The sequence below is a fragment of the Hyalangium ruber genome, from assembly GCF_034259325.1.
In the GTDB taxonomy this organism is placed as follows: Bacteria; Myxococcota; Myxococcia; order Myxococcales; family Myxococcaceae; genus Hyalangium_A; species Hyalangium_A rubrum.
Map to the genome: position 1 here is coordinate 356,427 of NZ_JAXIVS010000001.1, position 16,806 is coordinate 373,232.

At 69.7% G+C, this 16,806-nt stretch carries 17 protein-coding genes; 9 read left to right on the top strand and 8 right to left on the bottom strand.

The window, feature by feature from the left end; all coding sequences use genetic code 11:
* Positions 1–63: 63 nt before the first annotated feature.
* Positions 64–1,278, bottom strand: a complete 1,215-nt coding sequence (locus SYV04_RS01545; protein ID WP_321543760.1) for a J domain-containing protein — start codon at positions 1,276–1,278, stop codon at positions 64–66.
* A gap of 10 nt (positions 1,279–1,288) precedes the next feature.
* On the bottom strand, positions 1,289–1,870 hold the full coding sequence (locus SYV04_RS01550) for a DJ-1/PfpI family protein (protein ID WP_321543761.1): 582 nt from the start codon (positions 1,868–1,870) through the stop codon (positions 1,289–1,291).
* 115 nt (positions 1,871–1,985) lie between these two features.
* Here SYV04_RS01550 and SYV04_RS01555 point away from each other — a divergent pair, with 115 nt between their 5' ends.
* Positions 1,986–2,531, top strand: coding sequence for a GNAT family N-acetyltransferase (locus SYV04_RS01555; RefSeq protein WP_321543762.1), 546 nt, complete (start codon positions 1,986–1,988; stop codon positions 2,529–2,531).
* Between the two features lie 12 nt (positions 2,532–2,543).
* Here SYV04_RS01555 and SYV04_RS01560 read toward each other — a convergent pair whose 3' ends face one another.
* Positions 2,544–3,281, bottom strand: coding sequence for an SDR family oxidoreductase (locus SYV04_RS01560; RefSeq protein WP_321543763.1), 738 nt, complete (start codon positions 3,279–3,281; stop codon positions 2,544–2,546).
* 177 nt (positions 3,282–3,458) lie between these two features.
* Here SYV04_RS01560 and SYV04_RS01565 point away from each other — a divergent pair, with 177 nt between their 5' ends.
* From SYV04_RS01565 to SYV04_RS01585, 5 genes are all read left to right on the top strand, one after another.
* A complete protein-coding gene (locus tag SYV04_RS01565; protein WP_321543764.1) occupies positions 3,459–4,388 on the top strand; it encodes an AraC family transcriptional regulator in 930 nt (309 codons plus the stop codon).
* Positions 4,389–4,391: 3 nt separating this feature from the next.
* Complete coding sequence (locus SYV04_RS01570) at positions 4,392–6,068, top strand: ATP-binding protein (RefSeq protein ID WP_479691431.1); 1,677 nt, start codon at positions 4,392–4,394, stop codon at positions 6,066–6,068.
* Positions 6,065–7,408 (top strand): sigma-54-dependent transcriptional regulator, encoded by a 1,344-nt coding sequence (locus SYV04_RS01575; RefSeq protein ID WP_321543766.1) that lies wholly within the window; start codon positions 6,065–6,067, stop codon positions 7,406–7,408. The genes SYV04_RS01570 and SYV04_RS01575 overlap by 4 nt, the downstream gene beginning before the upstream one ends.
* Positions 7,409–7,602: 194 nt before the next feature.
* Positions 7,603–9,147 carry a SulP family inorganic anion transporter gene (locus SYV04_RS01580; protein ID WP_321543767.1) on the top strand — a complete coding sequence of 515 codons (1,545 nt, stop codon included), beginning with the start codon at positions 7,603–7,605 and terminating at the stop codon, positions 9,145–9,147.
* Positions 9,144–9,845 (top strand): carbonic anhydrase, encoded by a 702-nt coding sequence (locus tag SYV04_RS01585; protein WP_321543768.1) that lies wholly within the window; start codon positions 9,144–9,146, stop codon positions 9,843–9,845. The genes SYV04_RS01580 and SYV04_RS01585 overlap by 4 nt, the downstream gene beginning before the upstream one ends.
* Before the next feature lie 199 nt (positions 9,846–10,044).
* On the opposite strand, the gene SYV04_RS01590 is transcribed toward SYV04_RS01585, so the two are convergent.
* Both SYV04_RS01590 and srmL read right to left on the bottom strand, forming a co-directional pair.
* Positions 10,045–10,695 (bottom strand): tetratricopeptide repeat protein, encoded by a 651-nt coding sequence (locus tag SYV04_RS01590; RefSeq protein WP_321543769.1) that lies wholly within the window; start codon positions 10,693–10,695, stop codon positions 10,045–10,047.
* A 33-nt stretch (positions 10,696–10,728) separates the two neighbouring features.
* A complete protein-coding gene (srmL, locus tag SYV04_RS01595) occupies positions 10,729–11,862 on the bottom strand; it encodes a PheS-related mystery ligase SrmL (protein WP_321543770.1) in 1,134 nt (377 codons plus the stop codon).
* Positions 11,863–12,150: 288 nt separating this feature from the next.
* Here srmL and SYV04_RS01600 point away from each other — a divergent pair, with 288 nt between their 5' ends.
* On the top strand, positions 12,151–12,501 hold the full coding sequence (locus SYV04_RS01600; protein WP_321543771.1) for a DUF3703 domain-containing protein: 351 nt from the start codon (positions 12,151–12,153) through the stop codon (positions 12,499–12,501).
* Positions 12,502–12,526: 25 nt separating this feature from the next.
* Here SYV04_RS01600 and SYV04_RS01605 read toward each other — a convergent pair whose 3' ends face one another.
* Positions 12,527–12,763 carry a hypothetical protein gene (locus SYV04_RS01605; RefSeq protein WP_321543772.1) on the bottom strand — a complete coding sequence of 79 codons (237 nt, stop codon included), beginning with the start codon at positions 12,761–12,763 and terminating at the stop codon, positions 12,527–12,529.
* 207 nt (positions 12,764–12,970) lie between these two features.
* On the opposite strand from SYV04_RS01605, the gene SYV04_RS01610 reads away from it, so the two are divergent.
* Together SYV04_RS01610 and SYV04_RS01615 are read left to right on the top strand one after the other, a co-directional pair.
* The gene (locus SYV04_RS01610; RefSeq protein ID WP_321543773.1) at positions 12,971–13,807 is read left to right on the top strand and encodes a peptidoglycan recognition protein family protein; all 837 of its coding nucleotides are present in this window, start codon (positions 12,971–12,973) and stop codon (positions 13,805–13,807) included.
* A gap of 44 nt (positions 13,808–13,851) precedes the next feature.
* Positions 13,852–14,262 (top strand): hypothetical protein, encoded by a 411-nt coding sequence (locus tag SYV04_RS01615; RefSeq protein WP_321543774.1) that lies wholly within the window; start codon positions 13,852–13,854, stop codon positions 14,260–14,262.
* 18 nt (positions 14,263–14,280) lie between these two features.
* Here the strand turns inward: SYV04_RS01615 and SYV04_RS01620 are convergent, their stop codons facing one another.
* Positions 14,281–15,066: an SDR family oxidoreductase gene (locus SYV04_RS01620; protein ID WP_321543775.1), complete on the bottom strand. Its 786-nt coding sequence runs from the start codon at positions 15,064–15,066 to the stop codon at positions 14,281–14,283.
* A 2-nt stretch (positions 15,067–15,068) separates the two neighbouring features.
* Complete coding sequence (locus tag SYV04_RS01625; protein WP_321543776.1) at positions 15,069–16,607, bottom strand: phytoene desaturase family protein; 1,539 nt, start codon at positions 16,605–16,607, stop codon at positions 15,069–15,071.
* Positions 16,608–16,806: the final 199 nt, after the last annotated feature.

Here is a 16,806-nt window from a genome sequence, read left to right on the forward strand (position 1 = left end):
GGAACCTGAATCCAGAGCGCATCCTATCGAGCGCTTGCCATCCCGCAAGGGCAGGAGCGCATGTCAGGTAGGCCCTTGACCGCCCCGTTGACGTAGCTCGCTCCACGCCTGGTTGAGCCGGCGCGTTTCTTCCGCCGCCAGCGCTTGGAGCTTCGGCCCCAGCTGCGCCACCTTGTCCGGATGGTACTGGGTGATGAGGGCGATGTAGGCCCGCTTCACCTCGGTCAGGGGCGTGCCCGGGGCCACACCGAGCACTTCCCACGGGCTGCTGGGAGCAGCGGCCTGGGCCGCGGGAGGGTCGTCTCCGCCCTCCTCCTCTTCGTCCGCGCGGGACTCTGGCTCGGGGGCCTCTTCTTCTTCTTCCTCGTCCTGGAGTGGAGAGGCTCCGAGTTCCTCCGCACATGGAGGACACAACAGCGTCTCACGGACGCCTGGGCTGCCCTCCTTCGCCTCGCCTTGCCCGGCGCGCGACTCTGGCAGCGTGTAGTCGCCGAAGCATTCGCCACACACCATCCGCCGGCAGTGCTCACAACGCGCGGCACAGTCCGCCTCATCGAGGGCTGTTCCGCAGGTGAAGCAATCCTCGGGCAGCGGTGCCTCTTCGCCGCACGAAGCACAGAAGGTCCACGTGGGATCGAGCTTCGCTTCGCATCCCACGCACGAGGGCGCATCCTCCTCTTCGGAGGGTTGCCAGCGCTGCGCCGTCGCACACCAGGGGCAGTACGGCATGAGCCACGCCACCCGGCCCTCGCATGTGCGGGAGCGGCAGTCGAAGTCGAGCGCATAGCCCTCGGCGGTGTCCGTGGCCTCGTTCTCTTCCTCGAAGGACTCGCCACAGGCCCAGCAACAATTGAACTCGAGGTGCGAGGGTGCTCCGCACGCGTCGCACATGGGGTTGTCGTGCTCGGCCTTCCAGGCCATCTCGACGCCGCACGTGGGGCAGCACCGCATCCACCGCACCGCGTGGAGGTGCGCGCAGGCGGCCTGGGCCGCACGCTTGCGATGGCCCGACGGCTCGGGGAAGGACGGCGCCACTCCTCGGGCCTCGAACGACTCCCACAGACAGCTGCCGCAAGCCTGCCTTCGGGAGGCTCGCGGCGAGGGAACTCCATCGGGGGCCCGGCGCTGGAAGAGCGCCTCCACGTCCGGCGAGCCCGAGTGCAGGCAGTCCTGGCACACGGCGTCACCACAGAGCTCGCAGTTCCCCGCGAGGCGGCGACCGCCAAGCCCCAGGAGGGCGGGCTTCAGGACTTCCAAGCAGCACGGGCACGCGGACATGCGTTCTTCCTCAGTGCTGGATGCGCGTGCCCAATACCTGGAGGAAGCCGGCGATCCAGCGAGGGTGCGCCGGCCAGGCGGGAGCGGTCACCAGGTTGCCGTCCACCACCGCCTCATCCACCGGAACTTGGACGTAGGTTCCCCGGGCCAGCGTCACCTCCGGGCCACAGGCTGGATACGCCGTGCAGCGCTTGCCCTCGAGCACCCCCGCGGCCGCGAGGAGCTGCAGCCCGTGGCAGATGGCGGCGATGGGCTTGCGCGCCTCGGCGAAGTGGCGGACCACCTGGAGCACCTTCGGGTCGAGCCGCAGGTACTCCGGCGCCCGGCCTCCCGGAACCACCAGCCCGTCGTACCCCGAGGCATTGATTTCGGCGAAGGTCGCGTTGACGGTGAAGTTGTGGCCCGGCTTCTCGCTGTACGTCTGGGCCCCATCGAAGTCATGCACGGCGGTGCGGATCGTCTCCCCGGCCTTCTTGTCCGGACAGACTGCGTGGACCGTGTGCCCTACCGCCTGCAGGGCCTGGAACGGCACCATCACCTCGTAGTCCTCCACGTAGTCGCCCACCAGCATCAGCAGCTTCTTGCCAGCCATGGAACCTCCTCCGGGTCGTGCGGCTCGCGCATGGTACGTCCCCTCCTCCGCCCACGCACGAAAGGCGCACCGAGGACCGAGCCTGCCACCCGATGTTCGGGGGTATGCTGTGGCCATGGCAGCCCCCATCACCTTCCGAGCCCTCTCCGAGGCAGACCTTCCCCTGCTACACGACTGGCTCTCGCGGCCGCATGTGGCCGAGTGGTGGGAGCCCACCCCGACCTTCGAGGAGGTACGCGAAGACTACCTGCCACGGCTCGCGCCCCAGGACGTGCGCCCGCTCGACGCCCGAGCGGGCGTGGTGCAGTACCTCGCCTATGAGGGCGACGTACCCTTCGCCTTCGTGCAGGCCTACCGAGTGATGGCCCATCAGCACGAGGGCTGGTGGCAGGACGAGACCGACCCGTGTGCCTTGGGAATCGACCAATTCATCGGCCTGCCCGATCGCCTCGGCCAGGGGCTGGGCACGCGCCTGCTGCGCGCCTTCCTCCAGTTCCTCTTCGAGGACCCTCGCGTCACCACCGTCCAGACCGACCCGAGCCCCGACAACGCACGCGCCATTGCGTGCTACCGCAAGGTGGGCTTCCGAGACGTCGGCCTCGTCACGACGCCCGATGGGCCGGAGCTGCTGCTGCGCGCCACGCGAGACAGCCGAGCGTAGGCACACGGCCTGTCAGTAGGGACTCGCCGTGGGCCGCACGATGATTTCGCTGACGTCGACGTCGGCGGGCTGCTCGACGGCGAAAGCAATGGCCCTGGCAATGGCCTCGGCGGGAATGGAGATCCGGCGGAACTCCTTCATCCCCTCCTTCGCCAAAGGATCGCTGATGCTGTCGGCGAGCTCCGACTCGGTGACTCCTGGCGAGATCACCGTCACCCGGATGTCGCCACCGACTTCCTGGCGGAGCCCCTCGGAGATGGCCATGACAGCGAACTTGGTCGCGCAGTACACGGCCGCCGTGGGAGACACCGCGTGGCCACCAATGGACGAGAGGTTGATGAACTGCCCGCTCCCCTGCTTCTTCATCAGCGGCAGCCCGGCGGCGATGCCGTGCAGCACGCCCCGGATGTTCACATCAATCATCCGGTTCCACTCGTCAACCTTCAGCGCCTCCAGCTTGGACAGCGGCATGACGCCCGCGTTGTTGATGATCACATCCACGCGCCCGAACGTGCTCAGCGCGAAGTCCACGAAGGCCTCCATGTCCTCGCGTTTGGACACGTCCAGCGCGCGGTACCGGGCCGAGCCTCCCTCGGCGGTGATGGCGCCCGCGATCGCCTCGAGCTTGTCGGTGCGCCTGGCGCCCAGCACCACGTGAGCGCCGTGCCTGGCGAGCAGGCGCGCCGCCGCCTCTCCAATTCCGCTGCTGGCCCCGGTGATGACGATGACCTTCCCCTTGATTCCGGACATGGATTCTCCTCAGTGGTTCGTTCAGGAGCCCGTGGCACGTGCGCCTCGGGACCGAGACAAAACTAAGAGCCCTCGCATGACCGCCGGTAGACCGTTCCTGGCGTGCTCTTGCCCAATCCTGCAAGCCCTCCGAGATACGGGGGGCACGCCACTCTGGACGCGGTAGTCTGATGCTCCATGGCGACGAACACACTCCTGCCTGAGCTGGCCGCATGGATCGATCGCTTCACCCCTCGTGACGGCGTGCATCCAACTGCCATCGAGCGCATGGCACTCATCCGCGCCTCGCGTCCCGGTGAGCCGCTCCACGCCCTTCATCAACCCGCCCTGTGTGTCATCGCCCAGGGGAGCAAGCAGGTGATGCTGGGCGAGGAGGTGTACCCGTATGACGCCTCGCAATGCCTCGTGGTCTCCGTGGACCTTCCCGTCACAGGCCAGGTGACACGTGCCACGCCCAAGACGCCTTATCTCTGCTTCCGCCTCGACCTGGACCCCGCCGAGCTCGCTGACCTGATCCTGAAGGCGAACCTGCCCCCACCCACACAGCGAGGCTCTTCCCGAGGCATGTTCCTCAGCCAGACCTCGCCGTTGCTGCTCGAGGCCGTGCTCCGGCTGGTGCGCCTGCTGGATGCGCCCGAGGACATCCCCGCGCTGGCGCCCCTGGCCATGCGCGAGATCCTCTACCGCCTGCTCAAGGGGGAGCACGGCTGGAAGCTGAGCCAGATCGCCACGGCCAACAGCCAGGCCCAGCGCATCGCCAAGACCCTTGGCTGGCTCAAGACCCACTTCGCGGAGCCGCTGCGCATCGAAGACCTCGCGCGAGCGGTACACATGAGTCCCTCCTCGCTACACCACCACTTCAAGGCCGTCACCGCCATGAGCCCGTTGCAGTACCAGAAGCAGCTGCGGCTCCAGGAGGCTCGCCGCCTCCTGCTCAGCGAGGACGTCGACGTGGCCACCGCCGGCTTCCGCGTGGGCTACGAGAGCCCCTCCCAATTCGGCCGAGAGTACCGCCGGTTGTTCGGGAGGCCCCCCGGGTTGGACCTGCGCACCCTGATGCAGAATCCAGGAATTTCTCCTGGTTCTCGCCGCGCCCATCCAGGCTAGAGAATGCCTTCCATGTCGCGACCGCCCTCTCTACCGGTCCCCTCGCCGGCCCCGGCCCTGGGGGAGTTCGCCCGCACCCAGCGACGCGCGGGCCGCTCCGCCCTCGTGGGGCTGGCCATGCTGGGCCTGGTCTCCCTGGGCAGCCCCCTGCTCGCCTACCAAGAGGACGTCCAGAACGCCCGCGAAGAGGTGCTCGAGCACCTCTCCTCCCTGGCCCAGGTGCAGGCCGAGGCGTTAGGGGTACACCTGGGGCTGCTGGAGGCGGAGCTGCGGCGCCTGGCCGAGAACCCGAAGCTCACCCTCAATGAGGGTCCCTCCGGCCCGGAGGTGACCGTGCTGGACAACGCCCTGCACCACACCCAGCTCTTCTCCGAGGGCGTGGCCCTGCTCTCCGCCTCGGGGCGCCGCGTGTGGAGCGATCCACCCCAGATGTCGCTGGGGGACTCCCCCTTGAGCACCCGCCCCTGGTTCCGAAGGGTGCTGGACAAGGCTGTCTCGGACATCGATCTGCTGGAGCGGGACGACGGGCCCCTGGTGGTGGCGGTGCCCATCGTGCGTGAGGGGCAGGTGGTGGGCCTGCTGGTGGGCGAGCTGCGAGGGAGCGCACGCCCGCTGCCGGGAGTGCGGGCGAAGGGCACGAACGTCTCGCTACTCATGGCGAAGAACGGGAAGCTGCTCCTGCCCATGCCCCCGTCGACCCTGGCCTGGACTTCGGAGCTCGCCTCGCGCGTGTTCGCGCTGGCCGAGCAGCCCGGGCTCATCTGCCTGCTGGGCAAGAACATGCTGGGCGCGGCGGCCCCAGTCCCCGTACCGGAGGGGGTCAACGGCATGCTGCTGGCCGTGCTGGAGGATGAGGAGCGGGACACCGCGGTGCTGCGGCGCCGCTTCCTCGGGCAGCTCTTCTTCCACAGCGCCCTGCTGGGCGGCACCCTGGTGCTCTTCACCCTGTTGTTGCGGCGCTCGTACCGCTCGCTGCTCGCCGCCGAGGACCGGCTGCGGCACCAGGAGACGATGGCGGCGCTGGGCTCGGCCAGCCAGCTCATCGCCCACGAGGTGAAGAACGCCCTCAATGGCATCCAGGCGGCCCTCTCGCTGCTGCGGCCTGCCACCAGCAGTGGCGAGGTGGCCCTGCCCGCCCTGCGCGCCCAGGTGCAGCGGCTGGGACACCTGGCGCGCTCGCTGCTGTCCTTTGGCGCGCCGCGGGCCGCCCAGCGTCGCCCCTGCCAGCTCAGCCTGCTGGTGGAGGAGGCGCTGCAGTCGGTGCGCATCCTGCCCGAGGCCGAGGACGTGCCCTTGGGCGTGTCGCTGAAAGAGGGCCTCATCGTTCACGCCGATCCGGCGCTGCTGGTGGCCGCCATCGACAACCTGCTGCGCAACGCGGTGGAGGCGGGCGCGGTGGCGCGCGACACCGGCCTGCGCCCCAGCCCCTGGGTGCGGGTGAGCCTGGCCAGTGAGTCCGGCGAGGCCGTGCTGCTGGTGGAGGACAACGCGGGCGGAGTGGATCCGGACCTGGAGCCGCGCCTGTGGGAGCCCTTCGCCACCGCGCGCGCCAAGGGCGTGGGGCTGGGGCTGCCCATGGCGCGTGCCGCCGTGGAGGCTCACGGAGGAAGCCTCACCTATACTCGTCTGCCCGAGGGCAGCCGTTTCAGCCTTCGCCTACCCCTGGAGAGCGACGCATGAGCACCTCCCTGCTCCTGGTGGACGACGATCGCACCTTCTCTTCGCTCGCCGCTTCGGTCCTCTCGCAGGAGGGCTTCCAGGTGCGCACCGCCCGCTCGCTGCACGAGACGCGCGCGGCGCTCGCCCGCGAGGCCCCGGACCTGGTCATCCTCGATCGCCGCTTGCCGGATGGAGACGGGCTCTCCTTCCTGCCCGAGCTGCGCGCCCAGTTGCCCGGCACCGTGGTGTTGATGGTGACGGCGCACGGAGACATCGCCAGCGCGGTGGAGGCCATCAAGGCGGGCGCGCGCGACTACCTGGCCAAGCCCGTGGAGCTGGATGACCTGGTGCTGCGCGCGCGCCGCGCCGCCCAGGACGTGCAGTTGCAGGAGCGCCTGCGCCGGGCGGAGAGCGCGCTGGAGGGCCGCCGGCGCCTGCTGGCACCGCGCTCGCCGGTGATGCAGAGCACGATGCAGATGCTCGAGCGCATCGCCACCTCGCCCCGCAGCCCCGTGCTGATTCAAGGAGAGACGGGCGCGGGCAAGGAGGTGCTCGCCCGCCAGCTGCACCTGTTGCGCGCGGAGCAGGGGCCCTTTGTCCACGTCAACTGCGCCGCCCTGCCGGACACGCTGGTGGAGAGCGAGCTGTTCGGCCACGAGCGAGGCTCCTTCACCGACGCGCGCACCGCCCGGCGCGGCCTGGTGGAGGTGGCCAATGGCGGCCTGCTCTTCCTGGACGAGGTGGGCGAGTTGCCGCTGGCGCTGCAGGCCAAGCTGCTCACCTTCCTGGACAAGGGCGCCTTCCGGCGGCTTGGCGGCAGCAGCGAGCTGACCAGCAGCGCGCGCGTGGTGGCCGCCACCAACCGGGACCTCACCCAGGAGGTGTCCGCCGGCCGCTTCCGGGAGGATCTCTACTTCCGCCTGAGCGTCTTCAAGGTGGAGGTGCCTCCCTTGCGCGCGCGGCGAGAGGACGTGCTGCCACTGGCCGAGTCGCTGGTGGCCGAGCTGTGCGCGGAGCTGGGTCACCGCCCCGTGGCGCTGTCGGCCGCGGCCCGCGCGCGACTCGAGCGCTACCCCTTCCCCGGCAATGTGCGCGAGCTGCGCAACGTCATCGAGCGCGCCCTGGTGCTCGAGAGCGGCCCTACTCTGGAGCTTGAGTCGCTCTCACCGGGCTCGCAGAGTCCCTCTTCCACGGTGGACCCGACCGCCTTCGTGGTGTCGGGCCCTCCCCGCCCGTTGGACGAGGTGGAGCGCCTGTACGTGCGGCACGTACTCGATCGCATGGAGGGGCGCCGCATGGACGCTTCTCGGGTTTTGGGAATCTCCTATCCCACCTTCCTGCGCCGGCTGGGTGAGGAGTAAGCAGGTATTCAAGGCTTTTTCATTCGCGTCGGCGGCACTTCAAATTTTTTGAAGCCCTCCTTTCATCCCCTCCGCTGACTTCAGAGCGGAGCCGGGCTCCACGCCCCTGGCACGCACCTTGCGAGGTGAGTGCCGAACGCGCGCAGTGCTTCCGAGCGGAGGCACGGCGCCTTGGACAGCGTGGAGGCTGAGAAATGAAGTCTGGCGTGGAGAAGGCTGGCTCCACCGGTTCGTTCCGGGACGTGCTGGCGAAAGATGTACCCGCCTCCTTTGTGGTCTTCCTTGTGGCCCTGCCCTTGTGCATGGGCATCGCCCTGGCATCGGGCGCTCCCATCATGTCTGGCCTCATCGCCGGCGTGGTGGGCGGACTGATCGTCGGCTCCTTCGGTGGCGCACCGCTGCTGGTGAGTGGCCCGGCGGCGGGGTTGGCGGTGATGGTGTTCGGCTTCATCCAGGAGCTGGGCTTCGCGACGACCTGCGCCGCGGTGGCGGCCGCGGGCCTGGTGCAGATGGCGCTGGGCGGCCTGAAGGTGGCGCGCGCCTCGCTGGGCATCTCCCCGGCCGTCATTCACGGCATGCTCGCGGGCATCGGCATCCTCATCGTCCTGGGGCAGCTGCACATCGTCCTGGGCGGAGCGCCGCAGTCCAACGCCTGGGCGAACCTGCGTGAGCTGCCGGCCCAGCTGGCGGATCTGCATGGGCCCGCGACGATCCTCGGCCTGGTCACCATCGGCCTGCTGGTGCTGTGGCAGGTCATGCCCAACAGCCGCCTCAAGCAGGTGCCCGGGCCGCTGGTGGCGGTGCTGGGTGCCTCGGCGGCCGCGGCCATCTGGGGCGCGGACGTGAAGAAGGTGGAGCTCGCGGGTGACCTCTTCAGCAGCCTGCAGCTTCCCTCGCTGCCTCAGGGCAACTGGGGCGCCTTCATCACCGCGGTGCTCTCCCTGGCCCTGGTGGCCAGCGCCGAGTCGCTGCTGAGCGCGGTGGCCACCGACAAGCTGCACACCGGCCCGCGCTCCAACCTGGACCGCGAGCTGTTCGCGCAGGGCATGGCCAACACCCTGTCGGGTCTGGCGGGCGGCCTGCCCATCACCGGCGTCATCGTCCGCAGCGCCGCCAACATCGCCGCGGGGGCCAAGTCGCGCGTGTCCGCCATCCTGCACGGCGTGTGGATGCTGCTCTTCGTCACCCTGCTGGGCTCGATGCTGGGGCTGGTGCCCCTCACCGTGCTGGCGGGCCTGCTCGTCTTCGTGGGGGCGAAGCTGGTGAACACGCACCACATCCAGGAGCTGCGCCGCCGCGGCGAGCTGTCCGTGTACGTGGTGACGGTGGCTGGCGTGGTGGGCATCAACCTGCTGGCCGGCATTGGCCTGGGCCTGGTGGTGGCCGTGGGTCGGCTGCTGTGGCGGCTGGGCCGGGTGAACGTCCAGGTGAAGCAGGCCGGTGAGGTTCACCAGGTGCGCGTGGACGGCGCCCTGACCTTCGTCGGCGTGCCCCGGCTGTCGGCCGCGCTGGCCAGCGTGCCCGTGGGCGCGCAGGTGGAGCTGGACGTCGCGGTCGAGACGTTGGACCACTCTGGCTACGAGGCTCTCGAGAGCTGGTGCCAGACGCATCGCAAGACGGGCGGCAAGGTGTGGATGGAGCCGCTCGAGGACATCTGGAAGCGAAAGGGCGGCAGCGCCGCCCCCAAGGACTCTGCTGTTTCCCCCCCGAATTCTCTCTCCGCGGAAGGTGCCCGATGAAGAAGCTCATTACTGGTCTGCTCGACTTCCAGCGTCACAGCCTGCCTCCCTACCGCGCCACGTTCGCGCGGCTGGCCAAGGGGCAGTCTCCCGACTGCCTGTTCATCACCTGCGCCGACAGCCGCGTGGTGCCCAACCTCCTGGTGTCCATGGATCCGGGCGATCTGTTCGTCATCCGCAACGTGGGCAACATGGTGTCGCCCGCGGATGATGCGGGCCAGTCCACGGGAGACCGCTCCGAGGCGGCGGCGCTGGAATACTCGCTGCTGCACCTGCCGGTGGAGGACATCGTGGTGTGCGGCCACTCCAGCTGCGGTGCCATGAAGGCGCTGCTGGCGGGCAATGCCGATGAGCGCTCCCCCAACCTCGGGGACTGGCTGAACCTGGGCCGCTCCGCGCTGCAGTCCCTGGAGCACGGCGGGCTGGTGGGCCAGGGGCTGCCGCCGGCGGATCAGCTCAGCCAGCTCAACGTGCTCCAGCAGATCAAGCACCTGCGCAGCTACCCGCTGGTGCGCCAGCGCCTGGAGGCCGGCACCCTGCGGCTGCACGGCTGGTGGTTCGACATCGGCAATGCGCAGGTCCATGCCTACCGCCCCGGCCGCGAGCGCTTCGTCCCCATCGACGAGGTCGAGGGAGAGCAGATGCTCGCGGAGCTGCGACACAGTGAGGTGGAGAAGTCCTCCACTTCAGCTGCCTGAGAGGCCAGGCAGCTCCTGCGACACTCCGAAGTGGTACGCGGAGCGTCGCAGGCCCATGATCATCCCATTGTAGGCCGTCACGACGCGGGCAGCTCCGGACGCGCTCGCGACGACCTTCAGCGGGATGAGATGTTCTTCGCGCGGATGGGCGAGCCGTACCGCAGGTGCGGACGCCCACCGCGCGAGGCGTGGGTTACGCTCAGAACCCCCGTGTCGCGGCGCGCAGCCAGCGCCAGTACGCACCCAGGCCCGGCGAGACGCGCGCCTGCGCCCAGCGCACCCGCCTCAGCAGCTTTCCCGTCAGCCCCTTCACCATCGGATCGAGCAAGGCCATCGCCTCGGCACGCTGTCCCTGACGGGCCAGCAGTCGCGCCAGGTCCAGCTTCGGCTCGAAGAGATCCGGGTCGAGCGTGAGCGCCTCCTTCAGCAGGGTGATGGCCTCGCGGCGCTCCTCCTTGCGGTTCAGGTAGAGCCGGCCGCGCAGGAGCATCCGCACCGCATCCGGGCGGCGCCCCTTCTCCATGTTCATCTTCGCCACCTGCTGCCACAGGCTGATGCGCTGCGGAAACGTCTCCGCCGCCTGCGTGTAGACAGCCAGGGCCTTGTCGGCGAAGCCCTTGTCCAGGTGGCCCTTGGCCGCCGCGTGGAAGCTCCCCAGCGCGGCCTCGGGCTCATTCGTTCGCGCCAGCAGCGGCGCCAGCTTGCCGTGGACGACGGGGTCCTGCGGCTCCAGCTCCAAGGCCTTGCGATACCCGGCGATGGCCTTCTTGAGCCGGCCCTTGGACCGGGCGACATCCGCATGGGTGATCAACTCGGAGCGAGTCGGCGGCGCTTTCTGTCGGAAGAGCATGGGCGGTCGTCATCATACCGCCGCCCCATGGACTCAGTGGGCTCGCGCCGCCCACTCCCACGCAGTGCCCTGATGCAGCGCCGCGTAGATGTCGTCACGCAGAATGTTGCACTCCTCGTGTGTCAGCGTGCGGTCCAGCGCGCGCAGCACCACCCGGAGCAGCACATTTTTCTGCCCTGGCGAAATCCCCAACCGCGTCACGGCCGCCGGCGGCAGCGCGTTGTAGGGAGTCTCCGCGCGGACCTCCACGCTCTCCACCATGTGCGCCCGCTCGCCGAGTGCGGCCCGGACCGCGTCTCCCAGCTCCTCGGGCGTCTCCTCCTCCCCGAGCACGAGGGACAGATCCCTCCGCACCTCTGGCATCGACGACACGGGGCGGTAGGGCGACAGGTCCAGCATCTGCGAGGCGATGCGGGGCTCCTCCGAGCGCAGCAGCCGGATGTCGTCCAACCCCTTGCGCAACATCAGGATGCGATCGAGCCCCAGCCCCATCGCCAGGCCCGTGGTGCGCCCGGGCTCCAGCCCGTTCTCCGCCAGCAGCGCCGGCAAGGCCAGACCGCACTCGCCGATCTCCACCCATTGCGAGCCCTCACGCACGTCGATCTGCAGCCCATCCGTCGTGTACGGGTGCCGAGCGGGTTCCATGCGCAGCTCTCGCCCTGGCAGCACGGCGTGGACGAGCGTCTCGATCATCTCGCGCAGCTCCGCCACGCTCAGCGGAGGCCCCCGGCGAATGCGCCACAGGTCCATCTGGTGCGGCTCGCCAGTGTGCAGCCGGTCGATGCAGTCGCGCCGGTACACGAGCCCGGGACAGGCCAGCAGCACATCCTCGGCCGGAGCCGCCGCCAGCCGCCGCAGCAACCCCGGAATCATGGCCGAGGTCTGCGTGCGCAGCAGCGCCGTGTCACAGATGTAGCGCGTGTAGCGCGCGTCTCGCGCGGCTCCCTCGGGTGGGTAGTGAAGGTGATCGTAATTGTCGGCGATGGAGACGATGGGGCTCTGGCGGTGGATGCGAACTTGGCAGCCCCACGCTCCGCGCAGCGCCTCCAACGCGGAGGCGATGAGCTGCTGCAAGGCATGGGGGCCATGGGCGGGGTCGGTGAGATCGCGGACGGACAGGGCGCGCCGAACATCCTCGGCGCTCAGCAGGGACACAGACGACAGCATGGGAAACCTCTCGGATCGGAAGGGAAGCTCAGCGGACATTCCGGAGGCACCGGCGGACGGGCCGCCTGGCGCTACCGGCCTCGAATGCCCCCCCGGCGAGTCCGGGCGAGCGCATCACGCCGAGGTGGCGATCCGCTTCCGAGAGGAGTGCGCGCTACGGCAGCACGACCTCCCGACGCCCAGAGGGAGCCGGTGGGCTGCTAAATCGACGAGCGCACACCACGTGAAGCATGCCGTCATGGTTAACCGCGCCTCGCGCCGTTGGCAAGAGGCCGCTAGAGAACCCCCATGAGCACCATGAGCCCCAGGTTGTCCTCACACTTCGAGGCCGAACTCCGTCAGGCCCAGGAGGCCGAGGCCCACGGCGAGCGCGAGGCCGCGTGGCGGTACCTCGAGCGCGCGCACATCCTCAGCCAGGCCCACGCCGGTCCGCATATCCGCGTGCATTGGAGGATGTTCACCTTCGCCTGGCGGACGCAGAATTACCGCGAGCTCCTCGGCCAGCTTCCCCGCCTCCTGCTGGCGGGCCCCGGCTCCCTCCTGGGGCGCGCGCCCCGGGGCAACACGGGCGGCACAAGCGTGGGAATCTTCACGCCCATGCCGATTCCCGAGGACCTTCAGGCCCTGCTCCGTGACTGAGCGGGCCCAGGGCTCCTCGCCGGCGCTACTGCGCGGACGTGGCCTTCAGGCTGCAGTAGCCCGGAGCCGGGTAGCTGTACCAGGCACAGACGGACGGACAGTACTGCTGGGTGGTGTAGCTGCGGCACCAGGACTCGGGCGGCCCCTGCTGGGTCCGCTCGTCCACCGCCGCCGGAGCCTGCTCGGGGGCTACCGTCTCCTCGACACCGGCGCCACAGCCGCTGAGCAGACCCACCAGACCTACGAGAGCCAACAGACGCATTCGGGTACCTCCAGTTGAAGGGAACCCGGAGCCTATGAAAATTCTGAGAATCCGGAAGACCAATTGGGCCCCCTGTTTACCTGGAGTGCAGTTCCTGGAATACTCCGCCCCAGGTGGAAAAAGCGGCACTTCCACGCAACCGTAAGACGCTCTTCCCGATAACTGGGGCAGGTTTTCCTACACCACCTCGCTGCCGAGAACTCCTCCATGGCCATCAACGTCAACCGCGCTGCTCCGTCCACCGCCACCCGCACCACCGCCACCGCCGCGAGCACCGTGACGGCGCCGCCCGCGGGCATCCGCAAGGGTGATGAGGGCCCGCAGGTGAAGCAGCTGCAGGACGCGCTGGTGAAGCTCAAGTACCTGACCGCGGCGCAGGTGAAGACGGGCCCGGGCGTGTTCGGCGCGCAGACGGAGGCGGCGGTCAAGAAGTTCCAGGCGGACCAGAAGCTGCCCACCACCGGCTACTACGGAGACCTGACGCAGGCGGCCCTGAAGAAGGAGCTGGCCAAGGCGAGCGGCCCGGCCAAGCCGACCGAGCCCACCAAGCCGGGCGTCTTCAAGAAGCCGGCGGTCATCAACGCGCCCTCGCCCAACCAGGACTCGCGCAACGGCGCGGACATCGACACCATCGTCCTGCACCACACCGGCACCAACAACGGCGCGGGGGATCTGGCCCACATGCGCAACGCCAACTCGAAGGTGTCGGCGCACTACATGCTCGACACCGACGGGAAGATCTACCAGCTGGTGGGTGACGAGAAGCGCGCCTGGCACGCGGGCAAGGGCGAGCTGCACGGCGTGCCCACGGACGTGAACGGGCGCTCCATCGGCATCGAGATCGTCAACGACGGCAGCGGCAAGACGCCCTTCACGGACGCGCAGTACAAGGCGCTCACCCAGCTCGTCGGCTACCTGAAGCAGGAGCACAAGGTGCCGGCGGAGAACATCCTGGGCCACAAGGACGTGGCGGTACCCAAGGGCCGCAAGAGCGACCCGGCCGCCAACTTCGACTGGAACCGGCTGCGCAAGGGCATCGCCTAGCCCCTGGATGATTTCGGGGCGCTCAGGCAGTTTGAGCCCTGTTCATGCCTGTCCTGCGCCACGCCTTCACCCTCTACGCCGTACGTGAGCTCGGCCGGTTCTCCTCGTTCCTCTCCCGCGCGCGGGAGAGTGCGCCCCTGGAGGAGGGCCTGCGGTGCCTCCGCGAGGCGAGCGTGGCCACGCTGGGCATGGAGTTCGACACGCTGACGCGCTTCGACGCCGCCTCGGTCGTCGGCCTGTTCACCCACGCGGAGCAGGCACGCATCCTCGCCCGCCTGGTGGATGAGCGGGCGCGGCTCCTGGTGCAACACGGCCAGCTCCAGGCGGGGCTGGAGGACAGTGTGTATGCGGGGCAGCTCCTGGCGTGCTCGCGTCAGCGCTTCGGTGTGCCGAAGGATGCTCGGGCCGCGGAGGTGCTCCTGCGCGAGGTGGGCGAGCCCTCGGCGCTGGTGTGAGGTGCCCTCCCCTCCCGGCTACCAGGGGATGGGCTTGCGGTCTCGGAAGAACCCACCCATGGGCCCGTTGAGCGGGAGCGTCGCCGCCCAGACGATGGTGTCGGCGCCCTCCTCCACGCTCCGAGGCGCATGGGCCCCGCCCATGCGCGTGCGCACCCAGCCCGGGCAGACCGCGTTCACCCGCTGGGACTGGCCCTTCAGCTCCTCGGCCAGCAGGCGCGTGAGCGCGTTGAGCGCCGCCTTCGAGACGGCGTAGGCCGAGCGGGGCCAGCCCTTGCGCGCGTACTGCCCGCTCCGCACGTCCTCGATGAACTCGCGCGCCAGCGCGGCCAGCGCCTCCTTCGTGGGCGGCGGCGGCTCGAAGCGGCGGCGAATCTCTGGTGAGAGGTTGTCCAGCGCCCCCGAGCCGCTCGACACCATGACGATGCGCGCGTTCGGCTCGAGCAGCGGCTGCAGGCGCTCCGTCAGGCGCAGCGGGCCGAAGAAGTTCACCGCGAGGGTGCGCTCGGCGACGTTCACGTCGAAGCCCTCCAGGGTGAGGGCCGCGTTGTTCACGAGCCCCGAGAGCCGCTGATCCTGGCGCTCCAGGCGCACCGTCAGCGCGTCGATGCTCTCGGCGGAGGCCACATCCAGCGGCTCGAAGCTCACCTCCAGCCCCTGGGCGCGCAGCGCGGCGGTGGCCTCCTGACCGGCGGCCGGGTCCTTCGCCGTCAGCAGCACCCGCCTCCCGCTCCGGCCGAGCTGTCGACAGACCTCGAGCCCGATGCCGCGATTGCCCCCCGTGACCAGGACCGCTCCCTGCATGTTCACTCAGCCTCTCCTCTCCCCGAGCCCCTGCCTCGCAGGATACCCAGGCTCCAGCGGTTGGCGGCGATTCGAGCCGCGGTTCTCACGCCACCGAGCGCGGTGGCCAAGGTGCTCTGCCCCGGGAAGACGGAGTCCCCCACGAGCCACAGCCCGTCCATCACCGGCCGAGGGCTCAGCTCACGGTACTGGTGCAGCCCGGCCCGGCGCGGCACGCCTCCCACCGCCCCTCCCTCCCTTCGGGTGAAGCGCTCGAAGGTGCGCGGCGAGGCCGTCAGCTCATGCCGCACATCTCGAGCCCACTCGGGTGCGAGCCGCGTGAGCCCCTCTCGCATCCGAGCCTGGATTCCGGCCAGGTACCGGCCCTGCTCCTCGGGAGCGGCCCCAGCCAGCGTGCGCAGCGGCACATGCGTGGAGACGGTGAGCGTGCGGTGCCCTGGAGGCGCCCGGCCCACGTCCGCCTCGCCGCTGATGGAGACGAAGAGGTGATTGCCCTCCACGAACGGGCTCGCCTCGTCCTGCACGAGCTCCAGGTGGCAGGCCTTGGCCGGAGCGCCCTCCGGAGCTCGCACCACCCGGTACAGCATGGCCGCGCCCCACCCTTCCGCCACGCGCTCGCCCAGCTCCACCAACCGGGGCAGTTGTTCGGAAGACGGGCCCAGCAGACGCAGCAGCCCCTGGGGCAGCACGTTGGCGGCCACGTGCCGGGCCCGCAGCTCTCCCCGGCGTGTCACCACCCGCCACCCTCCTGACTCGGGCGCCAGCGACTTCACCCGGTTGGCCAGCAGCACCTCTCCGCCGCCGCGGGTGATGGCCTCCACGAGCGCCTCCGCCAGCCGGCCGATGCCGCCGCGCACATGCCCCGTCCCGCGCCAGTAGTAGTCCATGGCCGCCATGGCGATGGGGGCCTCCGCCTCGGCGGCGCTGCACTGCACGGTGATCTGGCACAGCCCGTCGAGGTACGTCTTCAGCGGGGTGAAGCGCAGCAGGCCGAAGTGCTCCAGCACCGCACCGAGCGGGCGGCCCAACCAGCGCAGCAGGGACATATAGCGAGGCACGCGGGCCGCATGGCGCAGCAGGGAGCGCGCATCCAGGGGCGGCAGCAGTCCCGGCTCATCGAAGAGGGACCACAGGGCATCGGCCACCTGGCGCTGGTGCGCGAAGAAGCCCTGGAGCCCTCGAACCGGAGCGCCTGGCAGGCCGAAGAGCTGCCCCAGGAAGCGCTGGCGATCCCGGTAGACGCTCAGCCGCAGCGAGGGGGTGCGCAGCTCCACGAGGGGATCCAACCAGTCCACCTCGACCTTGAGCCCATGGCGGCGCACCCACTGGCCGAAGAGCTGCTCCTCGCCCAGCCCGGAGAACAGGGTGGCGCCCGCCTCGAAGGCGTAGCCATCCCGCCGGAAGGTGCTGGCACAACCGCCGGGGTAGTTGAGCGCCTCACATAGCGCCACCCGGGCGCCCCGCTGCACCAGGTCGAGCGCCGTGGCCATCCCGCCGAAGCCCGCTCCCACCACCACCGCGTCGTACCAGGACTCCGACATGGCCCCAGGGATAACGACCTCCCGGCCTTCTCGCGCGTTGTGTCACTTGGAGCGCCGAAAATTGGCACTCCCCGTCCTGCCGCGCACGGGTCTCCCCCTGATTTCGCGGGTCTAGACTGACCCGAGGGCTGGCACGGGCACTGCTTTGGGCCACGGCACGGTCCCCCTCACACGTCCTGTTCTCCCAACGGAGCCCCCG